General features: G+C 69.7%; 24 protein-coding genes. 19 read left to right on the top strand and 5 right to left on the bottom strand.

Annotated elements, in window-relative coordinates; all coding sequences use genetic code 11:
* Window positions 1-20 precede the first annotated feature (20 nt).
* The 3 genes from BLU84_RS17170 to BLU84_RS17160 all read right to left on the bottom strand — a co-directional run bounded on the left by BLU84_RS17170 (window position 21) and on the right by BLU84_RS17160 (window position 4,713).
* A complete protein-coding gene (locus BLU84_RS17170; RefSeq protein ID WP_074870103.1) occupies window positions 21-1,646 on the bottom strand; it encodes a TldD/PmbA family protein in 1,626 nt (541 codons plus the stop codon).
* A gap of 85 nt (window positions 1,647-1,731) precedes the next feature.
* Window positions 1,732-3,066, bottom strand: coding sequence for a TldD/PmbA family protein (locus tag BLU84_RS17165; RefSeq protein ID WP_074870099.1), 1,335 nt, complete (start codon window positions 3,064-3,066; stop codon window positions 1,732-1,734).
* Between the two features lie 18 nt (window positions 3,067-3,084).
* The gene (locus BLU84_RS17160) at window positions 3,085-4,713 is read right to left on the bottom strand and encodes a TldD/PmbA family protein (RefSeq protein ID WP_074870095.1); all 1,629 of its coding nucleotides are present in this window, start codon (window positions 4,711-4,713) and stop codon (window positions 3,085-3,087) included.
* Between the two features lie 486 nt (window positions 4,714-5,199).
* On the opposite strand from BLU84_RS17160, the gene BLU84_RS17155 reads away from it, so the two are divergent.
* From BLU84_RS17155 to BLU84_RS17095, 13 genes are all read left to right on the top strand, one after another.
* Entirely contained in the window at window positions 5,200-6,627 is a 1,428-nt protein-coding gene (locus BLU84_RS17155; RefSeq protein ID WP_074870092.1) for an aldehyde dehydrogenase, read from the top strand.
* Between the two features lie 61 nt (window positions 6,628-6,688).
* Window positions 6,689-7,354 carry a carbonate dehydratase gene (can, locus tag BLU84_RS17150; RefSeq protein WP_074870089.1) on the top strand — a complete coding sequence of 222 codons (666 nt, stop codon included), beginning with the start codon at window positions 6,689-6,691 and terminating at the stop codon, window positions 7,352-7,354.
* Complete coding sequence (locus tag BLU84_RS17145) at window positions 7,351-7,788, top strand: RidA family protein (RefSeq protein ID WP_074870085.1); 438 nt, start codon at window positions 7,351-7,353, stop codon at window positions 7,786-7,788. Before can ends, BLU84_RS17145 begins: the two co-directional genes overlap by 4 nt.
* A 4-nt stretch (window positions 7,789-7,792) precedes the next feature.
* A complete protein-coding gene (locus tag BLU84_RS17140) occupies window positions 7,793-8,323 on the top strand; it encodes a 3-hydroxyanthranilate 3,4-dioxygenase (RefSeq protein WP_074870082.1) in 531 nt (176 codons plus the stop codon).
* A gap of 7 nt (window positions 8,324-8,330) precedes the next feature.
* Entirely contained in the window at window positions 8,331-9,341 is a 1,011-nt protein-coding gene (locus tag BLU84_RS17135) for an amidohydrolase family protein (protein WP_074870079.1), read from the top strand.
* Between the two features lie 10 nt (window positions 9,342-9,351).
* On the top strand, window positions 9,352-9,789 hold the full coding sequence (locus tag BLU84_RS17130) for a hypothetical protein (protein WP_074870076.1): 438 nt from the start codon (window positions 9,352-9,354) through the stop codon (window positions 9,787-9,789).
* 63 nt (window positions 9,790-9,852) lie between these two features.
* A complete protein-coding gene (gene kynU / locus BLU84_RS17125) occupies window positions 9,853-11,139 on the top strand; it encodes a kynureninase (RefSeq protein WP_074870073.1) in 1,287 nt (428 codons plus the stop codon).
* A 98-nt stretch (window positions 11,140-11,237) separates the two neighbouring features.
* Window positions 11,238-11,519: a GIY-YIG nuclease family protein gene (locus tag BLU84_RS17120; RefSeq protein WP_233431171.1), complete on the top strand. Its 282-nt coding sequence runs from the start codon at window positions 11,238-11,240 to the stop codon at window positions 11,517-11,519.
* Window positions 11,520-11,607: 88 nt separating this feature from the next.
* A complete protein-coding gene (locus BLU84_RS17115; protein WP_074870067.1) occupies window positions 11,608-12,975 on the top strand; it encodes an FAD-dependent oxidoreductase in 1,368 nt (455 codons plus the stop codon).
* A 1-nt stretch (window position 12,976) separates the two neighbouring features.
* A complete protein-coding gene (gene sbcB, locus BLU84_RS17110) occupies window positions 12,977-14,422 on the top strand; it encodes an exodeoxyribonuclease I (RefSeq protein WP_074870064.1) in 1,446 nt (481 codons plus the stop codon).
* 196 nt (window positions 14,423-14,618) lie between these two features.
* Window positions 14,619-15,053, top strand: coding sequence for a thioredoxin family protein (locus BLU84_RS17105; protein WP_074870062.1), 435 nt, complete (start codon window positions 14,619-14,621; stop codon window positions 15,051-15,053).
* Window positions 15,053-15,781: a cytochrome c biogenesis CcdA family protein gene (locus BLU84_RS17100; protein ID WP_074870058.1), complete on the top strand. Its 729-nt coding sequence runs from the start codon at window positions 15,053-15,055 to the stop codon at window positions 15,779-15,781. Before BLU84_RS17105 ends, BLU84_RS17100 begins: the two co-directional genes overlap by 1 nt.
* 617 nt (window positions 15,782-16,398) lie before the next feature.
* Window positions 16,399-17,085: a DUF2461 domain-containing protein gene (locus tag BLU84_RS17095; protein ID WP_074870055.1), complete on the top strand. Its 687-nt coding sequence runs from the start codon at window positions 16,399-16,401 to the stop codon at window positions 17,083-17,085.
* A gap of 66 nt (window positions 17,086-17,151) precedes the next feature.
* On the opposite strand, the gene BLU84_RS17090 is transcribed toward BLU84_RS17095, so the two are convergent.
* Window positions 17,152-17,370: a hypothetical protein gene (locus BLU84_RS17090; protein WP_139175065.1), complete on the bottom strand. Its 219-nt coding sequence runs from the start codon at window positions 17,368-17,370 to the stop codon at window positions 17,152-17,154.
* Window positions 17,371-17,798: 428 nt separating this feature from the next.
* Between BLU84_RS17090 and BLU84_RS17085 the strand changes: the two genes are divergently transcribed.
* The 5 genes from BLU84_RS17085 to BLU84_RS17065 all read left to right on the top strand — a co-directional run bounded on the left by BLU84_RS17085 (window position 17,799) and on the right by BLU84_RS17065 (window position 22,487).
* Window positions 17,799-18,710 carry a pyridoxal-phosphate dependent enzyme gene (locus BLU84_RS17085; protein ID WP_074870326.1) on the top strand — a complete coding sequence of 304 codons (912 nt, stop codon included), beginning with the start codon at window positions 17,799-17,801 and terminating at the stop codon, window positions 18,708-18,710.
* A gap of 285 nt (window positions 18,711-18,995) precedes the next feature.
* Window positions 18,996-19,898 (top strand): hypothetical protein, encoded by a 903-nt coding sequence (locus tag BLU84_RS17080; protein ID WP_074870324.1) that lies wholly within the window; start codon window positions 18,996-18,998, stop codon window positions 19,896-19,898.
* A gap of 11 nt (window positions 19,899-19,909) precedes the next feature.
* A complete protein-coding gene (locus BLU84_RS17075; protein WP_074870048.1) occupies window positions 19,910-21,085 on the top strand; it encodes a DUF4785 domain-containing protein in 1,176 nt (391 codons plus the stop codon).
* 227 nt (window positions 21,086-21,312) lie between these two features.
* Window positions 21,313-21,864: a DUF2939 domain-containing protein gene (locus BLU84_RS17070; protein ID WP_074870045.1), complete on the top strand. Its 552-nt coding sequence runs from the start codon at window positions 21,313-21,315 to the stop codon at window positions 21,862-21,864.
* A 233-nt stretch (window positions 21,865-22,097) separates the two neighbouring features.
* Window positions 22,098-22,487, top strand: a complete 390-nt coding sequence (locus tag BLU84_RS17065) for a lysozyme inhibitor LprI family protein (protein WP_074870042.1) — start codon at window positions 22,098-22,100, stop codon at window positions 22,485-22,487.
* Between the two features lie 225 nt (window positions 22,488-22,712).
* Here BLU84_RS17065 and BLU84_RS17060 read toward each other — a convergent pair whose 3' ends face one another.
* Window positions 22,713-23,633: a 5'-nucleotidase gene (locus BLU84_RS17060; protein ID WP_074870039.1), complete on the bottom strand. Its 921-nt coding sequence runs from the start codon at window positions 23,631-23,633 to the stop codon at window positions 22,713-22,715.
* Window positions 23,634-23,886: 253 nt separating this feature from the next.
* Here BLU84_RS17060 and BLU84_RS17055 point away from each other — a divergent pair, with 253 nt between their 5' ends.
* A complete protein-coding gene (locus BLU84_RS17055) occupies window positions 23,887-25,260 on the top strand; it encodes an amino acid permease (RefSeq protein ID WP_074870036.1) in 1,374 nt (457 codons plus the stop codon).
* Window positions 25,261-25,428 lie beyond the last annotated feature (168 nt).

Here is a 25,428-nt window from a genome sequence, read left to right as displayed (position 1 = left end):
GCCGCCATCGCCCGCACCGGCTACAACGCCCGCGCGGTGTTGATGACGTTGACCCCGTCGAAGCGCGCGGTGGCCGCGCCGTGCGAGACCGCCGAGACCTGGCTCGGCTGGCCCTTGCCGTCGAAGAACGAACCGCCGAGGCGGAAATCGCGCTCGTCGCAGATCGCCGAGCACGAGGCCCAGAACTCCGGCGTGCGGATCTGGTAGGCCGCGTCCTCGATCAGGCCGGCGACCTGCCCGTTCTTGATCTCGAAGAACAACTGCCCGCCGAACTGGGCGTTGTAGCGCTGCTGGTCGATCGAATACGAACCGCGGCCGTGGATGTACAGCCCGCGCTCCACGCCCTTGATCATGTCGGCGACGCTGAGTTTGTCCTTGCCCGGCCGCAGCGACACGTTGGGCATGCGCTGGAACTGCACGCTCGACCACGAATCGGCATAGCTGCAGCCGTGCGATTCCTTATGGCCGAGGATATGCGCCTCGTCGCGGGTGGCCTGGTAATCCACCAGCACGCCGTCGCGGACCAGATCCCACTCGCGCGTCTTCACGCCCTCGTCGTCGAAGCCGACCGCGCCGAGGCTGCCGGGCCGGGTCTTGTCGGCGACGAAGTTGACCCGCTCGCTGCCGTACTTGAAGCCGGCCTCGCGCTTGTCGAGCGTGGCGAAGCTGGTGCCGGCGTAGTTGGCTTCGTAGCCGAGCACGCGGTCGAGTTCGAGCGGATGGCCGACGTTTTCGTGGATGGTCAGGAACAGGTTGGTCGGATCAATCACCAGATCGTACTTGCCCGGCTTCACCGACGGCGCCTTGAGCTTGGCGCGGGCGTGGCGCGCGGCGGCGATCGCGTCTTCGATCACGTCGTAGCTGCGGCCGTAGCCGGTCAGCCCGCCCGGCAGGGCGAACTTGCCGGCCGGATCGGCGTCGAGGTATTCGAAGCCCATACCCATCGGCGCCGACAGCCCGTCGCGGGTGCGGAACTTGCCGCTGGCCTTGTCGACCGCGGTCGCGGTCAGCGGCAGCCAGATGCGGTGGATGTCCTGGTCGATGTAGCTGCCGTCGGTGGAAGCGAAATACTTCTGCTCGTTGATCGCGAACAGGTTGGACTGGACGAAGTCGGCGCCGTTCTTGAGCGCGGCGGCGTTGACCGACATCAGCAGGTCGACCTTGTCCTTGACCGGCACCACCAGCGCGTTCTTGCGCACCGGCGTGGCCCAACGCGTTTCGCCCACGCCCTGCACCGGCGCCAGCTCGACCTTGCGCGTTTGCGCGCGCGCATTGGCCTTGGCGATGGCCAAGGCCTGCTTCGTCGCTGCGGCGACCGCGTCGGGCGTCATCTGCGAAGTCGCGGCGAAGCCCCAGGCGCCGTCGCGCAGCACCCGCACGCCGACACCGACCGACTCGGCGTTGACGATGTTGCGCACCTGCGCCTCGCGGGTCAGCACCGATTGGCGCAGGTAACGCCCCACGCGCACGTCGCAATACTGCGCGCCGCCGTCGCGGGCGGCGCCCAGCGCGGTGTCGGCCAGGCGCTTGCGCAGCGCCGGGTCGGCCGGTTCCAGCAAGGCTTCGGCGGCGACGCTGCGGCCGAAGGGAAGCATGAGCCCGGCCAGGCCGAGGCCGGCGGAGCTGAGGAAATCGCGTCGTTGCACGGCGGTGCGGCCTCTTGCGGGTAATGCCTCGGAGCGAAGCGTCGCGGCGGCGCGCCCGTCGCCGGGCGCCGCCGCCGGGGTGCGGTCAGACCGCGTCGGACAAGGAGGTGAAGGTGAAATCGCGCAGCTTCATCGGCGGGATCATCATCACCAGGGTCGACTCGTCGCCGGCCACGCGCACCGGTCGGCCGAGCTCTTCGATGTTGTTGAGCATGATCACCGGCGACTCGTTGAAGCGGAAGTTCTTGACCGGATGCTTGATCTGCCCGTTCTCGATGTAGAAGGTGCCGTCGCGGGTCAGCCCAGTCAGCAGCACGGTCTGCGGATCGACCATGCGGATGTACCAGGTGCGGGTGACCAGGATGCCCTTCTGGGTGCTCTTGACCAGCTCGGCGGTGGTCTTGTCGCCGCCGGCCATGATCAGGTTGCCCGGCGCGCCGACCGCGCGCTTGCCCTGCTTTTGCGCCCAGTAACGCGAGTAGTTCAGCGCGACCACCTTGCCGTTCTCGACGATCGGCATCTTCTCGCGCGGCAGGCCCTCGACGTCCCACGGCATCACCGGCGCGCGCGGGTCCCACGGATCGGCGACGAAGTTCACCCGCGGGTCGTAGACCTGCTCGCCGAGCTTGTTGCCGCCGCCCTTCTTGGACAGGAAGCTGCGGCCTTCGTCGGCCTGGCGCGCGTCGAAGAAATTCATCATGAACGAGATCAGCCCGGCGGCCGCGTGCGGCTCCAGGATCACCGTGTACTTGCCCGGCTCCAGCGCCTTGGCCTCGGCCGATTCGGTGGCCTTGCGCATGGCGATGCGGATGTCGGACTCGGCCTTGAACGCGTCGGCGTCGGTCAGGTCGCGCCCGACCCAGCCCGAACCGCGGCCGTCGTCGGTGCGCACGGTGCAGGTGTAGTTGAAGCTGGTCGCGCTCTGGTAGCCGAAGTTGCCCTTGCTGTTGGCGAAGGCGACGAAGCTCTGGCCGTCTTCGAGGAAGCCGGCCGCGGTCAGCTTGGCCTCGCGGCACGGCCCGATCGAATCGGCGGCGACCTTGGCCCGGAATTCCGGGTCGATCGCCGCGGTCGAGGCGGCGAAGGTCGGGCTGGGCTTGTAGCTCTGCTTGTCGATGATCGGCATGAACTCAGGGTTTTCCGGGGCCAGCCGGGCCAGGTCTTCGGCGCGGCGCACCACGCGCTCGAGCGCGGCGTCGTCGAACTCGTTGATGGTGGCCACGCCCACGCGCTTGCCGAACGACACCTGCACCGACAGGCTGACGTCGCTGACCACGCCACTGGTGGAGATGTTGTTGAGGGCGAAACGGATGTTGCCTTCGATCGCGCCGGTCAGGCGCGCGCTGGTCTCGTCGGCCTTCGACAGCGCCACGACCTTGTCCAAAATCGCCTTGGACTGGGCTTCGGTGAAGATGCTCATAGTAGTCTCCTGCCCCGGTCAGCCGAGCTTGCGGGCGGTGTTGATGACGTTGACGCCGTTGAACCGCGCCGTGCTGGAACCGTGCGAAACCGCCGAGACCTGCCCCGGCTGGCCCTTGCCGTCGAAGAACGAGCCGCCCAGGCGGTAGTCCTTGTCGTCGCAGATCGCCGCGCAAGAGTTCCAGAACTCCGGCGTGCGGATCTGATAGGCCACGTCCTCGAGCATGCCGGTGACCTTGCCGTTCTTGATCTCGTAGAACACCTGGCCGCCGAACTGGGCGTTGTAGCGCTGCTGGTCGATCGAGAACGAACCGTCGCCGACGATGTAGATGCCGTTCTCCACGTCCTTGACCAGGTCGGCGACGCTGAGCTTGTCCTTGCCCGGCGCCAGCGACACGTTGGCCATGCGCTGGAACTGCACGCTCGACCACGAATCGGCGTAGCAGCAGCCGTCGGACTCGGTCTTGCCGAGGATGTGGGCCTGGTCGCGGATGGTCTGGTAATCCACCAGCACGCCGTTCTTGATCAGATCCCAGCGCTTGGTCTTGACGCCTTCGTCGTCGTAGCCGACCGCGCCGAGGCTGCCGACCTGGGTCTTGTCGGCGAACACGTTGACCCGGTCGCTGCCGTACTTGAAGCCGTTCTCGCGCTTGTCCAGGGTGGCGAAGCTGGTGCCGGCGTAGTTGGCCTCGTAGCCGAGCACGCGGTCGAGTTCGAGCGGGTGGCCGATGGATTCGTGGATGGTGAGCCAGGTGTGCGAGGGATCGAGCACCAGGTCGTACTTGCCCGGCTTGACCGAAGTCGCGGTGAGCTTTTGCTGCGCGTGCTTGGCCGCGGCGACCGCGTCCTCGCGCATGTCGTAGGAATCGCCGTAGACGGTCACCCCGCACGGCAGCACGGTCTTGCCGCTGGCGGCGCCGTCGAGATATTCGTAGCCCAGGCCGCGCGGCGAGGACAGGCCCTGGCGGGTGCGGAACTTGCCGCTGGCCTTGTCGATGGCGGTGACCGTCATCGGCGCCCAGATCCGGTGCACGTCCTGGTCGATGTAGCTGCCGTCGGTGGAGGCGAAATACTTCTGTTCGTTGACCAGGAACAGCATCGAATTGACGAAGCTGGCGCCGGCGCCGATGGCCGCGGCGTTGACGCCCAGCAGCAGTTCGGCCTTGTCCTTCAGCGGCACTTCCATCGAGTTCTTGCGGATCGGGGTCTTCCAGCTGACCTCGCCCACGCCGGGCGTCTTGGCCAGCTGCACCTTGGCGGTGATGATGCGGGCGTTGGCGCGGGCGATCGCCGCGGCCTGCTGCGCGGCCTTGGCCGCGCCGTCGGTGCCGAGCTGGTTGGTCGCGGCGAAGCCCCAGGCCCCGTCCACCAGCACGCGCACGCCGATGCCGGTGGATTCGGAGTTGACCACGTTCTGGACCTTGTTCTCGCGGGTGACCACGAACTGGCGCAGATAACGGCCGATGCGCACATCGCAATAGCTCGCGCCCGCGGCGCGCGCGGCGGTCAGGGCCGCATCGGCCCAGGCCTTCTTCTTGGCCACATCCAGCGGCGCCAACAGATCTTCGGCGGCGATGACATTGCCGAAGGGAATCATGAGCCCGGCGATGCCCAGCCCCGACATGCTGAGGAAATTGCGTCTGTCCACGTGATCGTCCCGCCCTGAATGGCCCCGGGCATGCGCGCCGCCGTGCGCCGAGGCATGAGTGAATGAACCCCGCCGGAATGTGCGCAGCGTCGAAGTAATGCGTCAAGTGCGCAAAGCCCGTCCCGGCGCGCGGCGGCGCGCGGTTTTCTCCGGATTTCGCCGAACGTGCAGGCGATTTCGCGGGTTCTGGGCTGCGCGCATGACTAATGACCTAGACGCAAACGGCGTGGGCAGACTCGGCAAACTCGGTGGGGCGAGGCGGTGTCGCTGCGGAGCGGAAGGCGTCGGGACTGAAGTCCCTCCCACAAGAGGTCTCTCGCGCACTAAGTGCCGGCAGAGCGCTCTTGTGGGAGGGACTTCAGTCCCGACGCTTTCCGCTCCGATCCGACTCCACTTCCCAGACTCCCCACCGGTTCTGCGAAACCCGGCCCAACCCCGCCCGGCCTTGCTATGGGCGCCGCCGGGCCCACACGTTAAGCTTGCGCCATGCACAGATTCCGGCACTGGATCGACGGGGCGCCGCGCGATGCGGCCGACGGCCGCTGGCTCGAGGTGTTCGATCCCGCCAATGCGCAAGCGTATGCGCAGGTGGCCGCCGGCGGCGCAGCCGAGGTCGAGGCGGCGGTCGCGGCGGCGCAGGCCGCGTTCCCGGCCTGGTCGGCGCTGGCGCACAGCGAGCGAGCGCAGTGGCTGGAGCGCCTGGCCGCGGCGCTGGAAGCGCGCAACGACGAGTTCGCCCGCACCGAATCGCGCGACGGCGGCAAGCCGATCCGGCTGGCGCGCGAGGCCGAAATCCCGCGCGCGGTGTCGAACCTGCGCTTCTACGCCCAGGCCGCGACCCAGTTCGCCAGCGAATCCCACCACGGCCAGGCCGGGCTCAACTACACCCTGCGCCAGCCGCTGGGCCCGGTCGCGGCGATTTCGCCGTGGAACCTGCCGCTGTACCTGTTCACCTGGAAGATCGCGCCGGCGCTGGCGGCCGGCAACACCGTGGTGGCGAAACCCTCGGAGGTGACTCCGGCTACAGCGAGCATGTTGGGCGAGCTCTGCGCCGAAATTGGCTTTCCGCCGGGTGTGCTCAATATCGTCCACGGCCTGGGGGCCGAAGTCGGCGCACCGCTGGTCGCGCACCCGGCGATCCGCGCGGTCTCGTTCACCGGCAGCACCGCAGTCGGGCGCGGCATCGCCGCGGCCTGCGCGCCGCTGCTGCGCAAGGTCTCGCTGGAACTGGGCGGCAAGAACCCGACCCTGATCTTCGCCGACAGCGACTGGCGCGCGAACCTCGACGTGCTGGTGCGTTCGGCGTTCCAGAATTCCGGGCAGATCTGCCTGTGCGGCTCGCGCATCCTGATCGAGCGCTCGATCTACGCCGAGGTGCGCGACGCTTTGGTCGAACGCGCGCAGGCGCTGCGCGTCGGCGAGCCCGGCGAGGAAACCACCGCGCTCGGCCCGCTGGTGTCGCAGGCGCACTTCGACAAGGTCACCGCCGCGCTGGAGGGCGCCCGCGCCGAAGGCGGCCGGGTGCTGTGCGGCGGCGCCGCGCTGGAACGGCCCGGCTGGTACGTCGCGCCGACCCTGATCGAAGGCCTGGGGCCGGAAACCGCGAGCAATCGCGAGGAAATCTTCGGCCCCGTCGCCACCTTGCAACCGTTCGACGACGACACCCACGCCCTGGCCCTGGCCAACGCCAGCGACTACGGCCTGTGCGCCAGCCTGTGGACGCGCGACCTCGCCCGCGCCCATCGCCTGGCCGCGCGCCTCAACGTCGGCATGGTCTGGATCAACACCTGGCTGCAACGCGACCTGCGCACGCCGTTCGGCGGCGCCGGCGCGTCGGGCCTCGGCCGCGAAGGCGGCGTCGAGGCCCTGCGTTTCTTCACCGAGGCCAAGAACGTCGGCCTCCATCTCGGATGATCTGCATGACTTCGCACCGCCCCTCGCCCGCCGCTTTCGCCGTCGCTGCGGAGGATCGCGCATGAACCCGCTGGACGATCTGCTCGAACGCAATCGCGAGTGGTCCGAGCGCATCAACGCCGAAGACCCGGACTTCTTCGCCCGCCTGTCCAAGCAGCAGGCGCCCGAATACCTGTGGATCGGCTGCTCCGACTCGCGCGTGCCGGCCAACCAGATCATCGACATGGCCCCGGGCGAGGTGTTCGTCCACCGCAACATCGCCAACGTGGTGGTGCATACCGACCTCAACTGCCTGTCGGTGATCCAGTACGCGGTCGACGTGCTCAAGGTCAAGCACATCATCGTGGTCGGCCACTACGGCTGCGGCGGCGTGCACGCGGCCCTGCACGGCACCCGCGTCGGCCTGGCCGACAACTGGCTGCGCCACGTCAGCGACGTCGCCGACAAGCACGCGACCTGCATGGCCCACGCCGACGAGAGCGAACGCCACGACCGCCTGTGCGAGCTCAACGCGATCGAGCAGGTGCAGAACGTGTGCATGACCACGATCGTGCGCGACGCCTGGACCCGCAATCAGCCGCTGAGCGTGCACGGCTGGGTCTACAGCCTGCGCAACGGCCGCGTCCACGACACCGGCATGAACGTGCACTCGGCGCAGACCCTGCAGCCGGCCTACGAGCGCGCGATCGCGCGCGTGCACGCCACCCACGGCGGTTCGCCGCGATGAGCGAGGCGATCCGCACCGGCAACGCGCCCAGGCCGGTCGGGCTGTATCCGCACGCGCGCCGGGTCGGCGACTTGCTGTTCCTGTCCGGGGTCGGCCCGCGCGACGCCGCCAGCAACGCGGTGCCCGGCAACGTCCACGACGCCGACGGCCGCCTGATCGCCTACGACATCGAACTGCAGACCCGCTCGGTATTCGCCAACGTGCGCGCGGTGCTGCAAGCCAGCGGCGCGGGCTGGGACGACCTGATCGACGTCACCGTCTACCTGACCGACATGGCCCGCGACTTTCCCGCCTACAACGCGCTGTGGGCCGAGTATTTCCCCGACATCGAGCGCGCCCCGTGCCGGACCACCCTGGGCATCGTCGCGCTGCCGACGCCGATCGCGATCGAACTCAAATGCGTCGCGCGGCTGCGCGGCGAAGCCACGGAGTAAGGCCATGCTGCCCGCACCGCTGAACCTGCACGCCTGGATCGACGAGCACCGCCACCTGCTCAAGCCGCCGGTCGGCAACAAAACCATCTACGTCGGCGATTTCATCGTCATGGTCGTCGGCGGGCCGAACCAGCGCACCGACTACCACTGGGACGAAGGCCCGGAGTGGTTCTACCAGCTCGAGGGCGAGATGGTGCTGCGCATTCAAGAAGACGGCGCGGTGCGCGACATCCCGATCCGCGCCGGCGAGATCTTCCTGCTGCCCGCGCGCGTGCCGCACTCGCCGCAGCGCATGCCCGACTCGGTCGGCCTGGTGATCGAGCGCAAGCGCCTGGAGCACGAGAACGACGGCCTGATGTGGTTCTGCGAGCGCTGCAACCACAAGCTGTACGAGGAATTCTTCAAGCTGCGCAACATCGAAACCGACTTCCCGCCGGTGTTCGACCGCTTCTACGCCTCGCGCGAACACCGCAGCTGCACCCAGTGCGGCCATCTGAACCCGGCCCCGGCGCGCTACGCGATGCCCGACACCTGAGGCGGCGATGCTCAAGATCGACACCCACGCCCATTACCTGCCGCGCGACTGGCCCGACCTGGCGCGCAAGTTCGGCGACGACCGTTTTCCGGTGATCCACCACACCGACGACGGCCGCCATCGCATTTATAAGGACGGCAAGTTCTTCCGCGAGATTTGGTCCAAGACCTGGGATCCGCAGGAACGCATCGACGACTACGCGCGCTTCGGCGTGCAGGTGCAGGTCATCAGCACCGTGCCGGTGATGTTCAGCTATTGGGCCCGCGCCAATCAGGCGCTGGAGCTGCATCAGGCGCTCAACGACCACATGGCCCAGACCTGCCGCGACTACCCGCGCCATTACGCCGGCATCGGCACGGTGCCGCTGCAGTCGCCGCGGCTGGCGGTGCAGGAGCTGGAGCGCTGCATGGACCAGCTCGGCCTGCAGGGCGTGCAGATCGGCAGCCACATCGGCGAGTGGAACCTCGACGCGCCGGAGCTGTTCGAGTTCTTCCAGGCCGCCAGCGAACTCGGCGCGGCGATCCTGGTGCATCCCTGGGACATGATGGGAACCCCGAGCATGCCCAAGTACTGGCTGCCGTGGCTGGTCGGCATGCCCGCCGAGCAATCGCGCGCGGCCTGCTGCCTGGTGTTCGGCGGCGTGCTGGAGCGCTTGCCGAAGCTGAAGATCTGCATGGCCCACGGCGGCGGCAGCTTCCCCTACACCATCGGCCGGATCGAGCACGGCTTCAACATGCGTCCGGACCTGGTCGCCACCGACAACCCGCGCAATCCGCGCGATTACCTCTCGCGCCTGTATTTCGATTCGTGGGTCGCCGATCCGCGCGCGCTGCGCTATCTGCTCGACACCTGCGGCGTGTCGCGGGTGATGCTGGGCACCGACTATCCGTTCCCGCTCGGCGAGCAGACGCCCGGCGCCGGCATCGCCTCGCTGGAGCTGCCCGAGGCCGAGCAGGCGCGGCTGTACCACGGCACCGCGCTGGAATGGCTGGGCCTGCCGCTGTCGCGCTTCGCATGAGCGCGCGCGCATGAGCCCGGCCACGCTGCACGCGCCGCCGCCGCTGGATCCGCAGGACCTGCTCGCCAGCCTGCGCGACTGGGCCGAGCGTATCGCCGACGACGGCGGCAAGGCCATCGACGACTACCTCGACCAGCGCGACCGCGAGCCCTTCGACGGCCAGTGGATCCGCGCCGATGCCGCGCTGCAAAGCCACAAGCAGCGCCTGGATGCGCAGCGGGTCCAGCGTGCGCAGGCCGAGTCCGCGCAACTGCGGCAGGCGGTGTTCGTCGCGGCGATGCAGGCCAGCGGCCACGCCGAACTGGCCGCGTACCTCGCCGACGATGCCGCATTGATCTACGAGAATCAGGCGCTGAGCCTGTGTTCGGATTGGATCGAGGCGCTGCACCGACGTTATCGGTTCGCGTCCGACGAATCGCTCGACCCATCGACTGCCTCGCAGGATTGAATCCGCGATGTCCGGCTCGCCCGCCTGTCTTTCATCCATCGCCTCGTCTTTCGCCGGAACGCCATGACCGAACCGCATACCCCCGCCCACGCCGCCGCGCTCGATGCGGCCGATCCGCTGCCCACGCTGCGCGGCGAGTTCCTGATTCCGCGCCACGGCGATCATGAGCAAGCCTATTTCGTCGGCAACTCGCTCGGCCTGCAGCCGCGCGGCGCGCGCGCGCACGTCGACGAAGTCATGGACAAGTGGGCGATGGAAGCGGTGGAAGGCCATTTCACCGGGCAGGCGCAGTGGATGCCTTACCACGAGCTGGTGCGCGAGCCGCTGGCGCGTCTGGTCGGCGCGTTGCCTAGCGAAGTGGTGGCGATGAATTCGCTGACCGCCAACCTGCACTTCATGCTGGTCAGCTTCTACCGGCCCACGCGCGAGCGTCCGGCGATCCTGATGGAGGCCGGCGCGTTCCCGTCCGATCGCTACGCGCTGGCTTCGCAAGTCGGCTTCCACGGCTTCGATCCGGACGTGGACCTGATCGAACTGCAGCCCGACGGCCCCGGCGGCCTGTTCTCGATGGAAAGCATCGAACGCGCCATCGCCGAACACGGCCCGCGCCTGGCGCTGGTGCTGTGGCCGGGCGTGCAGTACCGCACCGGCCAGGCCTTCGACCTCGCGCGCATCGCCGCGCTCGCCCACGCGCAGGGCGCGCTGTGCGGCTTCGACCTCGCCCACGGCGCCGGCAACCTGGAGCTCAATCTGCACGATAGCGGCGCCGACTTCGCGGTGTGGTGCCACTACAAATACCTCAACGCCGGCCCCGGCGCGGTCGCCGGCTGCTTCGTCCACGAACGCCACGCGCGCAGCGATCGCCCGCGCTTCGCCGGCTGGTGGGGCCACGAATCGACGACCCGCTTCCGCATGGGCCCCGAGTTCGTGCCGACGCCGGGCGCCGAGGGCTGGCAGCTCAGCAACCCGCCGATCCTCGGGCTGGCGCCGCTGCGCGCCTCGCTCGACTTGTTCGACCGGGTCGGCATGCGCGCGCTGCGCGAGAAATCGCTGCGCCTGACCGGTTACCTGGAATCGCTGATCCGCGCGCGCCTGGGCGAAACACTGGACATCCTCACCCCCATCGACCCGGCCCAGCGCGGCTGCCAGTTGTCGCTGCGGGTGATCGGCGGCCGCGGCCTCAACGGCCGCGCCGCCGGCCGCGACTTGTTCGACGACCTGGCCCGCCGCGGCGTGCTCGGCGACTGGCGCGAGCCGGACGTGATCCGGATTTCGCCGGCGCCGCTGTACAACACGCATGGCGATATCGTGCGGTTCGTCGCGGCCGTGGAGGCCTGGCGCGACGGCTGAGACTTGCGAGCGCGGATGAGCCTCCGCGATCCTCTCCTACCGTCATTCCCGCGAAGGCGGGAATCCAGAGAGAGGCCGTAGTGACCCGATCTCCCGCTGTGTACCTGCTTGCCAGCGCAAAACGCGGCACCCTGTACATCGGCGTGAGCTCGAACCTGATCCAACGCATATGGCAACATCGCGAACACCTGAACGAAGGATTCACCGAGCGGTACGACGTAACCAGGTTGGTGTGGTACGAGCTCCACGAAACCATGGAAAGCGCTATCGCTCACGAGAAACGCCTGAAGAAGTGGAAACGCGAGTGGAAGATCGATTTGATCGAGCAAACCAATCCGGACTGGCGGGATTTATGGCAAGACATCGTCAGTACCGGCTGAAGTCTCTAGATTCCCGCGTTCGCGGGAATGACGGCTTGGGGGCTTTCGGCTCTCCAGGTTTTTCGCGGCAAACCGCAGGACATACGATTTGAACGCCACCGCCCCGCAACACATCACCCTCATCGGCGCCGGCCTCGCCGGCGCCCTGCTCGCCACCCTGCTCGCCCGCGCCGGCTGGCAGGTGGACGTGTACGAGAAGCGCGGCGATCCGCGCCTGAAGGGCTACCAGGGCGGGCGTTCGATCAATCTCGCCCTGGCCGAGCGCGGCCGCCACGCGCTGCGCCTGGCCGGCGCCGACCAGGCGGTGATGGCGCAGGCGGTGATGATGCGCGGGCGCATGGTCCACTTCCTCGATGGCCGCACCGACCTGCAACGCTACGGCCGCGACGACAGCGAGGTGATCTGGTCGGTGCACCGCGGCGAGCTCAACCTGATCCTGCTGCAGATCGCGCAGGAAGCCGGCGCCCACCTGCATTTCCATCGCGGCCTGTCCGGCGTGGATTTCGACGCGCGCATCGCCCGTTTCCACGACGACCGCGACGGCAGCGAGCACGAGGTCGCGTTCGACAGCCTGGTCGGCGCCGACGGCGCCGGCTCGGCGCTGCGCGCAGCGATGGGCCAGGTCACCGACCTGGGCGAGCGCACCGAATTCCTCGGCCACTCCTACAAGGAACTGGAAATCCCGCCCGCGCCCGACGGCGGCTTCAGCATCGAGCCCAACGCCCTGCACATCTGGCCGCGCGGGCGCTATATGTGCATCGCCCTGCCCAACGACGAGCGCACCTTCACCGTCACCTTGTTCCTGCCCAACCAGGGCGATCCCAGCTTCGAGACCGTGCGCGACGGCGCCGAGGCGCGCGCGTTGTTCCAGCGCGATTTCGCCGATGCGCTGGCGCTGATCCCCGAGCTGGAGCGCGACTTCGAGCGCAATCCCGCCGGCTTGCTGGCGACGCTGTACCTGGAGCGCTGGCACCTGGACGACCGCGCCGTGCTGCTCGGCGACGCCGCGCACGCGATGGTGCCGTTCCACGGCCAGGGCATGAACTGCGCGTTCGAGGACTGCGTGGCCCTGGCCGAGCGCCTGCTCGCCGGCGGCGACCGCGCGCAGGCGTTCGCCGCGTTCCAGCGCCAGCGCCTGCCCAGCGCGCGCGCGATCCAGGCGATGGCGCTGGAGAACTACCTGGAAATGCGCGACCGCGTCGACGACGACGATTACCTGCTGCAGCGCGCGCTGGAGCGCGAGCTGGCCCAGCGCCATCCCGAGCGCTTCATGCCGCGCTACGCGATGGTGACCTTCCACCGCATGCCCTACGAGGTCGCGTTCGAGCGCGGCCAGCGCCAGCGCGAGCTGCTGGTCGAGCTGACCCGCGGCCACGATTCGCTCGACAGCCTGGACTGGGACGCGGTCGACGCCGTGGTGCGCGAGCGCCTGGGCCCGCTGCCGGCGGACGCCTGACATGCCGGCCAGCTTCCTGTTCTACGACCTGGAGACCTTCGGCGCCGATCCGCGCACCAGCCGCATCGCCCAGTTCGCGGCGATGCGCACCGACGCCGAGCTCAACGAGGTCGAGGCGCCGATCAGCGTCTTCGTCAAACCCGCCGACGACCTGCTGCCTTCGCCGATCGCGACCTCGATCACCGGCATCGCCCCGCAGGACGCGCTGCGCGACGGCGTCAACGAGGCCGAGATCTTCGCCCTGATCTTCGAGGAAATGGCCCGGCCGGAGACCTGCACCGCCGGTTACAACTCGCTGCGTTTCGACGACGAGTTCGTCCGCTACGGCCTGTTCCGCAATTTCTACGACGCCTACGAGCGCGAATGGCGCAACGGCAACTCGCGCTGGGACCTGCTCGACGTGCTGCGCCTGGCGCGCGCGCTGCGCCCCGACGGGCTGGAATGGCCGCAGCGCGAAGACGGCTTCACCTCGTTCAAGCTCGAACACCTGGCCACCGCCAACGAGGTGCGCGTCGGCGATGCGCACGAGGCGCTGTCGGACGTGCGCGCGCTGATCGGCATCGCGCGCAAGCTCAAGCACGCGCAGCCGCGGCTATGGGAGTACGCCTTGCGCCTGCGCGACAAGCGCTTCGCCGCGAGCCTGCTCGACCCGATCGCGATGCAGCCGGCGCTGCATGTGTCCTCGCGCTACCCGGCCTCGCGCCTGTGCGCGGCGCCGGTAATTCCGCTGGCGCGGCATCCGCGCATCGACAGCCGCATCGTCGTGTTCGACCTGGAACAGGATCCGCAGGCGCTGCTGAGCCTGAACCCGGAGGAGATCGCCGACCGTCTGTACACGCCGACCGCCGACCTGCCCGAGGGCGAGGAACGCGTCGCGCTGAAGGAAGTGCACCTCAACCGTTGCCCCGCGCTGACCGCCTGGAATCATCTGCGCCCGGACGATTTCGAACGCCTGAGCATCGACCCGGTGCGCGCCGAGTACCGCGCCGCGCAACTGCGCGAAGCCGGCCCGGACTTGGTCGAGAAGGTGCGCCGGGTCTACGCCGGCGACGCCGCGCGCGCGCCGTCGGACGCGGACGCCTCGCTCTACGACGCCTTCATCGGCGACGGCGACAAGCGCCTGTTCCGCGGCGTGCGCGCCACTGCGCCGGAGGAGCTGGCGCGGGCGGCGTTCGAATTCCGCGACGCGCGCCTGCCCGAACTGCTGTTCCGCTACCGCGCGCGCAACTGGCCGCAGACTCTGAGCGCGGCCGAGCGCGAGCGCTGGGACGACTACCGCCGCCAGCGCCTGGACGGCGAATCCGGCCTGTCCGAATACAGCTTCGCGCGCTTCGCCGAGGAACTGCGGCAAGTGCGCGCAGCCGCCGGCGAGGACGGCGCCAAGCAGGCGCTGCTGGACCGGCTGGAAGACTGGGGCCGCGGCCTGTGGCGCGAGCTGCACGGCTGAGATTCGCCTCGTCTTCGCACCACATCGCGCGCGTGCCTGCACCGCGCGCGCCCGGCCGCGACGCTGACTGAAAGCTGACTCGCGGCGCGCCGCCGCGACTCCATCGCCCGCCCTTCCCTCTCTGGTTGTGTGCACGCACGCAGCGGCCATCGGCCGCGCGCGGCGTCCCGCCACAACGCCGAAGGAGGCGCCCCCGATGAAGATCCGCTCGTTCGATATCCGCCGCGCAACAGCCGCGTCCGCCGCACTCGCCTTGCTGTTGTCCCTCGCCAGCGTCGCGCCCGCGTTCGCCGCGCAAGCGCTGCCCGCGTATTCGCCGCAGCAGTCGCAAGCGCTGCAGGCACAGGGCAAGACCGTGCTGGTCGACGTGTACGCGCCGTGGTGCCCGACCTGCCGCGCGCAGGAACCGGTGCTGGAAAAGCTGCTCAAGGAACCCGAATTCGCCGGCATCGCCGCGTTGCGCCTGGACTGGGACGGCCAGCGCGAACAGGCGCGCGCGCTGGGCGCACCGCGCCAGAGCACATTGCTGTTGTACCGCGGCGGCAAGCGCGTCGGCCTGTCGGTGGCCGAAACCAACGAATCGCGGCTGCGCCTGTTCCTGCGCGGCCAGCTCGGCCGGGCCGCCGACTGATGGACCCGAACGCCACCACCTTGGGCTTGGCCGCGCTGGCCGGGCTGCTCACCACGCTCTCGCCGTGCGTGCTGCCGGTGTTGCCGATGGTCGCCGCCTCGGCCAGCGGCCGCAGCCGCTGGAGCCTGTTCGCGCTGGCGCTGGGCATGGCCGCCTCGTTCACCGTCATCGGCGTCGCCCTCAGCAGCAGCGGCCAGTGGCTGGGCCTGGACGAATACCGCCTGCGCCAGCTCGCCGGCGCGCTGATGCTGGCGATCGGCCTGGTCCTGCTGGTGCCGGCGCTGCAGCGCGGCATGGAGCGGCTGACCGCGGGCCTCGGCCAGGCCGGCGGGCAGGCCTTGCAGCGCATCCGCGGCGACGGCCCGCTGGCGCAGCTCGGCGTCGGCGCGCTGATGGGCGCGGCCTGGAGCCCCTGCGTCGGCCCCACCCTCGGCGCGGCCATCGCCCTGGCCGCGCAAGGCGGCGGCGCGGGCCCGGCGGCGACGGTGATGGCGGTGTTCAGCGCAGCCGCCGTGCTGCCCCTGATCGCAGTCGGCGCGGCCTCGCGCGCGCTGTTGCAGCGCCATCAGGAGCGGCTGCTGCAAGCCGGGCGCTGGGGCCGGAGGTTGATGGGCGCGAGCCTGCTGCTGATCGGCGCGCTGGTGCTCAGCAGCCTCGACAAAGTGCTCGAAGCGTGGCTGCTCGGGCTGACGCCGCAGTGGCTGACCGAGCTGACGACGCGCTTTTGAGCGGCGCTGCGCTTCTGCACGGCTGACGACCCGCGTGGCAGGCCGTCGACCCAAGCTCCGACGCAACTCGCTGGCCTACCTGTAGGAGCGGCGCGAGCCGCGACCGCGACACGGCGCATACGACGCAACCTGCTACCCCGCGGTCGCGACTCGCGTCGCTCCTACAGCGGCTTGCGGCCAGCTTCGCGGACCGTCGACTCAAGCTCCGGCGCAACTCACTGGGCTTCCTGTAGGAGCGGCGCAAATCGCGACCGCGCTACCGCGCTTGCGAGGCAAGCTGCAACCCCGCGGTCGCGACTCGCGTCGCTCCTACAGCGGCTTGCGGCCAGCTTCGCGGGCCGTCGACTCATGCTCCGACGCAACTCGCTGGGCTCCCTGTAGGAGCGGCGCGAGCCGCGACCGCGTCATCTCACTTGCGAGGCAAGCTGGAAGCCCCGCGGTCGCGACTCGCGTCGCTCCTACAACGGCTCGCAGCCTGCAACGGCTGGCGGCTGGCGGCTTGCGGCCGGCTATCTGAACGAGTCATCGACCGCGCGCCGTTTGCCCGACTTGCGCTTTCGTCCGCCGCGAGCGTCCCGGCGCCGACCGCGCCGCGGCGCTTGCGCTACTCTTCGGCCATGGCTACCTACTTTTCCGAAGCCAGCTTCAAGTTCCTGCGCTCGCTGGCGCGCAACAACAATCGCGAGTGGTTCCACGCCCACAAGGCCGCCTACGACGAGCATGTGCGCGGCCCGTTCCTGCGCCTGCTCGGCGACCTGCAACCGGCCCTGGCCGAGGTCAGCGAGCATTACCGCAGCGAGCCCAAGAACGTCGGCGGCTCGCTGTTCCGGATCCAGCGCGATACCCGCTTCGCCAACGACAAGGCGCCGTACAAGAGCTGGCAGGGCGCGCGCCTGTTCCACGAGCGCGGGCGCCAGGTCGAGGCGCCGTCGTTCTACATCCACCTGGGCCTGGACGAGTGCTTCGTCGCCTCCGGCGTGTGGCACCCGGCGCCGGAAACCTTGCGCAAGATCCGCCACTTCGTCTTCGACAACCCCGGCAGTTGGAAGGCCGCCGCGCACGATGCCAAGTTCCGCAAGCGCTTCGACCTGGACGACAGCGAAATGCTGACCCGCGCCCCGCGCGGTTTCCCGCCGGAGTTCGAATTCGCCGACGATCTCAAGCGCAAGAACTTCGTCGCTTACCGCAATCTCGAGCACGCGACCATGACCGGCCCGCGGCTGCTGTCGACGCTGCAAAAAGACCTGGCCGGGCTCGCGCCGTTCACCGACTACCTGTGCGCGGCGCTGGATCTGGAGTTCTGAGCCGGGCGGCCGGCGCGATCGATGGCGCTGGAAGCGGCGGGCGCGCGCAGCGCCCGCCGCGGCCCATCAGTTGGCGCAGACCAGGTAGGTGATGTAGACCTCTTCGGTCACGCTGCCTCCCTGGGTCAGCCTGCCCTTGCAGTCGCGCTGGGCCCAGCCGACCACCTGGCCGTTCTGGTAGTACTCGTGCAGTTCGCCCACGTACACCGGCGGGACCGCCCAGGCGGCGGTGGCGGCCGCGAGCAGGCTCAGGGCCAGGGCGGCGATCAGCTTCTTGCTACGCATCATGCGTCTCCTTTGACGCCGACTCCATGTCGGCCAGCCCAGGCTGCCACAGCTCGGTCTCGACGGCAACGAGACAGGCGCGGCGATACCTGCGGGCCTGGCCGTGGCCATCCGTCGCTGCCGGTCGCGCCGCGCAATAGCGGCGCGACGATTCCCGCGAGCGATGCGGTGCGCACTTTGGATCACTGGAACCAAACCGCGCTGTCGGCTTGTCGCGACAACGCTGCAGTTTCGTTGATTCACCCGCCGCCTCACCCGTCGCATTCGGGCGGGATCGCCGCGAGCCCTTCCACGATCGCGTCGCGGCTCGCACAATCGGCGCTCGGCTGCGAACGCCGCCGCACGCGCTCGTGCGCATCGCCCGAACTCTCCCGAACAAGATCAACACCGCGGCTGCGCACCGCCGCCCGCGCTTCCAGGAACCCGTCATGCCGTTGAGCATCGCCACTCCCTTGCTCGAATCGCTTCCGCTCTCGCGCGCCAGCGGCGCGCGGGTGTGGATGAAAATGGAAGCCATGCAGCCGTCGGGATCGTTCAAGATCCGCGGCATCGGCCACGCTTGCGAGCGTTATCGCGCCGACGGCGCCCAGCGCTTTCTCTCGTCCTCGGGCGGCAACGCCGGATTGGCGGTCGCCTACGCCGGCCGCAAGCTCGGCGTGCCGGTCGCGGTGGTGGTGCCGGAAACCACGCCCGAACGCGCGCGCCGCCTGCTGCGCGAAGAAGGCGCGCAGGTCACCGTGCACGGCCGCTCGTGGTCGGAGGCCAACGCGTTCGCGCAATCATTGAAGACGCCGCAAGACGCGTTCCTGCATCCCTTCGACGATCCGCTGCTGTGGCAGGGCCACGCCAGCATGATCGACGAAGTGGTCGAGGCGGGCCTGCGTCCGGATGCGGTGGTGCTGTGCGTCGGCGGCGGCGGGCTGCTCGCCGGCGTCGCCGAAGGCTTGCACCGCAACGGGTTGGACAGCGTGCCGATCTACGCCGCCGAAACCGAGGGCATGGCCTCGTTCAACGCCTCGATCCAGGCCGGGCATCTGGTCGAACTGCCGGCGGTGTCCGGCGTGGCCACCTCGCTCGGTGCGCGCCAGGTTTGCGCGCGCGCGTTCGAACTCGCCCGCGAGCGGCCGATCGTGCCGCTGCAAGTGAGCGACCGCGAAGCCGTCGACGCCTGCCTGAGCTTTCTCGACGATCACCGCACCCTGGTCGAGCCGGCCTGCGGCGCTTCGCTCGCCCTGCTCTATCGCCGGCGCATCGCGCTCGGCGCCGACGCCAACATTCTGGCCATCGTCTGCGGCGGCTCCACCGCCACCATCGAGTCGCTGTCCCGCTTCGAGGGCTGAGTTCGCCCCGCCTGCGACGCGCGCCGCACGCAGCCGCGCCAGCCGCAGCGCGATGGCCGCGTTCGCCCATTTGCGCTGGCGTTCGCGGCAATTGTGCGCGCCATCGCTCCGCAGGCCGGATGCGGTCACGTTTCCGCACGCCGATGTGCGGCAGCGCCGCATGACAGCAACATTCGCGAACGTATGCTCGCTGCGATCGCCGTGCAGGAACGCGCGGCCACATCGACCGCGTACGGGCGCGAGGAACGCGCCGCGATAGCGTCCGCGGCCCATCGGGGAGAAGTCATGCATCAGCACCGCACCTCGCCGCGGCCGCGCGCCGCGTCGCTCGTCGCCGCGTCGTTGTTCGCCGCCGCATCGCTGGCCGCGCCGTTCGCCGCCGGCGCCGTCACCGGCGTCGCCTTCGTCCACGGCACCGGCAAGCAGACCAACGCTTACCAGGACTACTGGCAGCCGACGATGGTCGACAGCGTGCGCCAGGGCCTGGCCAATCCGGCCAACTACGTCGTGGTCAACTGCGATTTCGAGCAATACATGTGGGACAGCCGCGCCGCCGGCTGCCTGGCGCAACAGCTCACCGATTTCATCAACGCCCGCGGCATCACCCAGTTGATCGTGATCACCCACTCCAACGGCGGCAACGTCATGCGTTGGATCCTGTCGAACCCGACCTACGACAGCCGCTATCCCAACATCATCGCCAAGACCGTGCGGGTCAACGCGCTGGCGCCGTCCTCGGCCGGCACGCCGCTGGCCGATGCGGCGATGAACGGCAACGCCTTCGAACAGGCGGTGGGCTGGCTGCTGGGCTACAAGTCCGATGCGGTGAAGATGCAGCAGGTCAGCTGGATGGCGACCTACAACGCGAACAACCTCTACGGCACCGCCGGCCGCCCGGCGCTGCCCAAGCCGTTCCGCAGCGTGGTCGGCACCGACGTGGACTCCTCGCCGTTCGACAGCGACAGCTACTGCGGCGGCTACACCGAGAACGTCGGCCTGGAGACCACCCAGAACTGGTTGAACAGCTGCTCCGACGGCTTCCTCAACTGCACCAGCCAGTCGGCCGCGGGCACGGTCTGGTTCCAGGACAAGCAGCGCACCGCCGGCGCCGAGCCGCTCAGCCACAACCAGAGCCGGCGCGCCTGCTTCAACCTCAACACCATCCTGCGCAGCGACATGACCCCGTGAGGACGCCGACCATGCGAACGATTCTGTCTCTCGCCCTGCTCGCCGCCGCGGGCCAGACCATCGCCGCCGATGCGCCAATGCTGCCGGCGGCCCAGCACGATCAGATCCCGCAGCGCCTGGCCGTGGTGGCCGCGCCCAAGGCCGCGGCCGAACGCGCGCCGCTGCGTTTTTCCTGGGCGCTGGATCCCAACGCCGAGCTCGCCGCCGATCCGCTGCCCGAAGCGGTGGAAAGCCGCGAGTACTGGCAGGAAACCGACGGCGCCGCGCTGCAGCGCGGGCTGCAGGTGTCGACCAGCGCGCCGGGCGCGTTGATCCGGGTCAGCCCGGTCGCCGGCGCCGCCCAGGTCGCCGCCGATTCGGTGCGCATCACCCGCGCCGGCCAGCCGGTCGGCGCGCTCAAGCGCACCGGCGCCGAGCAGTTGCAGGCGGCCGGCCTGGCCGTCGGCGCCGGCACCGCCGCGGTCCAGCTCGCCGCCGACGCGGCGCCGGGCGCGTACGCGGTGCAGGTCGCGCAGGCGCGCGGCCGCTACGTGGTGCACGTGTTCGAGCCCAACAGCGACGTGCGCCTGCTCGCCCGGCTGAGCGGCGACCACGCCTTGGCTGGCAGTTCGCGCGAGGTCGAAGTGTATCTGCAGCGCGGCCAGGCTTCGCTCAAGGCCGAAGGCGGCGCGCTGTTGGTGGCGCCGTCCGGACGCAGCTGGCCGCTGGCGCTGAAGACCGGCGGCGACGGCAAGCTGCGCGGCGCGGTGCCGCTGCCGGCCGATGCCGGCGACGAACCGGCCGGGCTGTGGGAAGTGCAGGTGTTCGCCGGCGACGGCACGATCCAGCGCGACGCCCGCACCGCCCTGGCCGTTGCCCAGCCCACTGCCAAGCTCGACGGCGCCTACGCCTTCGACACGCGCACGCTGAGCTTCGTCCTGCCGCTGCGCGCTGCATCGCCGGGCCGCTTCGAGGTGCGCGGCACGCTGTACGCGAGCAACGCCAAGCGCGAGTTGCGGCCGGTGGCGATCGCCCACAGTGCGCAATGGGTCGACGGCGGCGCGGCGCGGATCGAACTGGCGTTCGACCGCAAGCAGTTGCCCAAGGGCTACGGCGCGCCGTTCGAGCTGCGCAATGTGGAGCTCAACGATCAGAGCCGGCTGGCGCCGATCGAGCGGCGGCAGCGGGTGGCTCGGGTCGGGCGTTGATTCGGTAGACGACGCGGGGCTGCAGCCCTCATCCGCCCCTACGGGGCACCTTCTCCCGCAAGCGGGAGAAGGAACGGCCAGCGTCCGCGCCGCTTGAAGCCCCTCTCCCGCTTGCGGGAAAGGGGTTGGGGTGAGGGCCGCGCCCGCGAACAAGCAGCTAAGCCCGCCTTCATGCCATCGCGCCGCGGCGCGACTACTCTGGCGGCTGTTCCCGAGGATCGCCGCGCATGAAGAAATGGATCGCCGCCCTGGTCTTGATCGCCGTCCTGTTGGTCGGCTGGGTCGCCGCCGGGCCGTTCATGACCGTCCACGCCATCCGCACCGCGGTCAAGGAAGGCAACACCGGCGAGTTGTCCAAGCACGTCGACTTCGCCGCGCTGCGGCTGAGTCTGAAAGCCCAGGTCGACGACTATCTGGTCCGCCGCGCCGGCCCGCAGGTGCAGTCCAGCCTGCTCGGCGCGATCGGCCTGAGCATGGCCAGCGGCGTGGCCGGCACCGCGGTCGACGCGATCGCCACGCCGATGGGCATCGGCGCGGTGCTGGAAGGCCGCAACATGCTCAAGCGCTTCGACCCGCGCGAGCCGCGCCGCGACGCCTACGCGCCGGTGGCGCCGGCCGATCCGCTCAAGCAGCTGAGCTACCGCTTCGAATCGCCCTCACGCTTCACCGCCACGGTCGCCAACGCCGACGGCGATCCGGTGGTGTTCGTGCTGACCCGCGACGGGCTGAGCTGGCGCGTCACCGACGTGCGCCTGCCGCTCGACAAGATGCTGCCGTAAGTCGGCGCGAGCCGCGGCCGCGACAACGCAACTACGCCGCGGGTTTCGCAATGGGTGCGGTGCCGCGGTCGCGGCTCGCGCCGCTCCTACAGGGAGCCGCCGTGGCCGCCCGGCGCTTGCTTTCGCGCAAGCGCCGCAATACTTTGCACGCCAACGCCGCCCTCGCGCGGCGTCGGCCGGACACGCATGCCCGGCTCCGATCGTCAACGCCACACGACTTGGACTGGAACGCCATGAAAACGATCTTCTGCGCCCTCGCCTTCGCCGCGCTCGGCCTGAGCGCCAGCGCCGCCTACGCCCAGGGCGAATGCGACAAGTACCGGACCAGCTACGACAAGACCTATTGCTTCGCCAAGCTGTTCCTGGAGTCGGACAAGGAGCTCAACACCGCCTATAACGACCTGCGCGGCGTGGCCAAGGAGCCGGCCAAGACCGAGCTCAAGCAGACCCAGCTGCAGTGGATCAAGCACCGCGACGCCACCTGCGAAAGCGGCGGCAGCATCAACGTCGACTGCAACTACCGGGTCAACCGCGAGCGCACCGAGTTCCTGCGCGACCGCGCGCGCGAGTGCAAGGCCGGCACCTGCCGTCCGGACATGATCGCCAAGAAGTCCTGGGACTGAGCGAGTCGGCGGCGACGGCCGCCCGCCTTCGCAGCCAGCGCGCAAGCCACGCCGCAAGCGTGGCTTGCGTCGTTTCCGCCGTCCGAAACTTCGTTCGCCCCCTGTAGGAGCGGCGGGGGCCGCGACTGCGGCAACGCAGCTGCTGCGAAGGTTTCGGCGTGGTTGTGTTGTCGCGGTCGCGGCTTGCGCCGCTCCTACAGGGAGATACCCACTACCGCGCGGGCTTCAGCGATTCGCGACCCCGTGCGGCACATGCCCCGCCGCTACGTGCCCGCGCGCCGAGGCGATGTTGTTCTCCGAATCGTCGAAGAAGATGTCGGCGCCGAACGCTTCCAGGAACGGGCCCTTGGCGCGGCCGCCGAGGAACAGCGCTTCGTCCAGGCGGATGTCCCATTCGCGCAAGGTGCGGATCACCCGCTCGTGCGCGGGCACCGAGCGCGCGGTCACCAGCGCGGTGCGGATCGGCGCGTCCTGGCCGACCGGGAACGCCGCCTGCAACCGGTGCAGGGCATCGAGAAACCCGCGGAACGGCCCGCCGGATAGCGGCTCGCCGGCGTGGTTGCGCTCGTGCTCGGCGAACGCGGCCAGCCCGCCTTCGCGCGAAACCCGCTCGCCTTCGTCGTCGAAGATCACCGCGTCGCCGTCGAAGGCGATGCGCAACTGGTCCGGCGGCAGGTGCGGGGCGAGCTTGGAATTGGGCACCGCCGGCAGCAATGTCGCCGCGGCGATGCCGGCCTCGAGCGCGGCGCTCACGTCCTGGGCGTTGGCCGACAGGAACAGGTCGGCGCCGAACGGGCGGATGTAGGGAAACGGTGGCGCGCCGTTGCTGAAGGCCGCGCGCTTGATCGACAAGTCGTGATGGGCGATGGAATTGAAGATGCGCAGCCCGCTGTCGGCGGAGTTGCGCGAGATCAGGATCACCTCGACCCGCGGCGCCTCGGCCGGCGCGTCGCGGTTGAGCGCCAGCAGCTTGCGCACCAGCGGGAAGGCGATGCCCGGGCGCAGGATGTCGTCCTCGCGCGCGCGCTGGAACGCGGCATAGGCGTCGATGCCCTCGCGCTCGAACAGCGAGTGGCTCTCTTCCATGTCGAACAGGGTGCGCGAGGAAATCGCGACGATCAACGGGTCGGCATCACGGTCGGGCATGGGGCTATTGTGCCTGAGCTGCAGGGACGGGATTCGGGTTTCGGGATCGGCGGTGGCGCGGTTGTTTGCCTGGCGCGGTCGCGGCTTGCGCCGCTCCTACAGGGGGCTGCGGAGGCTGCGTCGTCGTTTGCGGTGCCGAACCGGCCGGTCGGGCGTCGCCGGTTTGCCGGCTCGCCGCCGGCCCGCTCGCCGCTGGCGCCGATGCGGTATCGTGCCGCACTTCCCGTCGCCCGCCCGGACCCGCTCCATGTCCATGCCCGCCAGTCCCGCCGCCACCGCCGCCGATCCGCAACTCGGCCACGCTCTCAAATCGCGCCAGTTGGTGATGATGGGCCTGGGCAGCGCGATCGGCGCGGGGCTGTTCCTCGGCTCCGGCGTCGGCGTGCAGACTGCCGGGCCGGCGGTGCTGCTGTCGTATCTGATCGCCGGCGCCCTGATCATCATCGTCATGCGCGCGCTCGGCGAAATGGCGGCCGCGCGGCCCACCAGCGGCGCGTTCTCGGTTTACGCCGCCGACGCCATGGGCCCGACCGCGGGCGCGACCCTGGGCTGGCTGTGGTGGGTGCAGATCGTGATCGTGGTGGCGGCCGAATCGGTCGGCGCCGCGGGTCTGTTGGCCACGGTGTGGCCCGGCTTGCCGGTGGCGGCGACCTCGCTGGTGTTCATGAGCGCCTTCACCCTGGTCAACCTGCTGGGCGTGCGCAACTTCGGCGAGTTCGAGTTCTGGTTCGCGATCCTCAAGGTCGCCGCGATCCTGGCCTTCATCGCCATCGGCGCCGCGCTGCTGCTGGGCTGGCTGCCGGACGTGGCCTCGCCCGGCCTGTCCAACTTCACCGCCCACGGCGGCTTCGCGCCCAAGGGCTGGGCCGGCGTCGGCGCGGCGCTGCTGGTGGTGGTGTTCGCCTTCGGCGGCACCGAGATCGTCGCGGTCGCCGCGGCCGAAACCCAAGATCCGCAGCGCAGCATCACCCAGGCCATCCGCACCGTGGCCTGGCGCATCCTGGTGTTCTACATCGGCTCGCTGGCGGTGATCATCGCGGTAGTGCCGTGGACCAGCGAGCATCTGAAGTCGCCGTTCGCGGCGGTGCTGGAAGTCGCGCGGATTCCGGGGGCGGCGACGGCCATCACCTTGGTCGCGGTGGTGGCGTTGCTGTCGGCGCTCAACGCCAACCTCTACGGCGCCTCGCGCATGATCTATTCGCTGGCCCAGCGCCAGGAAGCGCCGCGCATGCTTGCCCGCCTCAGCCGCAGCCAGGTGCCGGTGGCGGCGGTGCTGGCGAGCGTGGCGTTCGGCTTCATCGCCACCGCGCTGGAACTGCTGTACCCGGACAAGGTGCTGCCGGCGCTGCTCAACGTGGTCGGCTCGACCTGCCTGTTGGTGTGGACCTTGTCGCTGCTCTCGCAGCTGATCCTGCGCCGCCGCGCCGACCGCGCCGGCACCGCGCTGCCGTTCAAGATGTGGGCCTTCCCCTACGTCACCTACATCGGCCTGGGCATCCTCGCCCTGGTGTTCGTGCTGGCGCTGATGACCCCGGGGCCGCGCGTGCAGTTGCTGTCGACGGTGGGGCTGACGCTGTGCATCGCCGCGGTGAGCGAGATCGCGCGGCGGGTGCGGGCGCGGGGCTGAACGCACAGGTTCGTCGTAGCTGTGGGTTCGCGGTCGCGGCTTGCGCCGCTCCTACAGGGGCTTCGGATCGAGCTGGGCTACCTGTAGGAGCGGCGCAAGCCGCGACCGCGAACCCGCAACTACGCCGCTACTGCCAGTGCCGGGGCGCTGCCAGCCTTCGCGCTCTCG

Origin of the sequence: Lysobacter enzymogenes (assembly GCF_900106525.1) — a bacterium.
GTDB classification, from domain to species: Bacteria; Pseudomonadota; Gammaproteobacteria; order Xanthomonadales; family Xanthomonadaceae; genus Lysobacter; species Lysobacter enzymogenes.
This window is presented reverse-complemented; position numbering and strand designations above follow the sequence as displayed.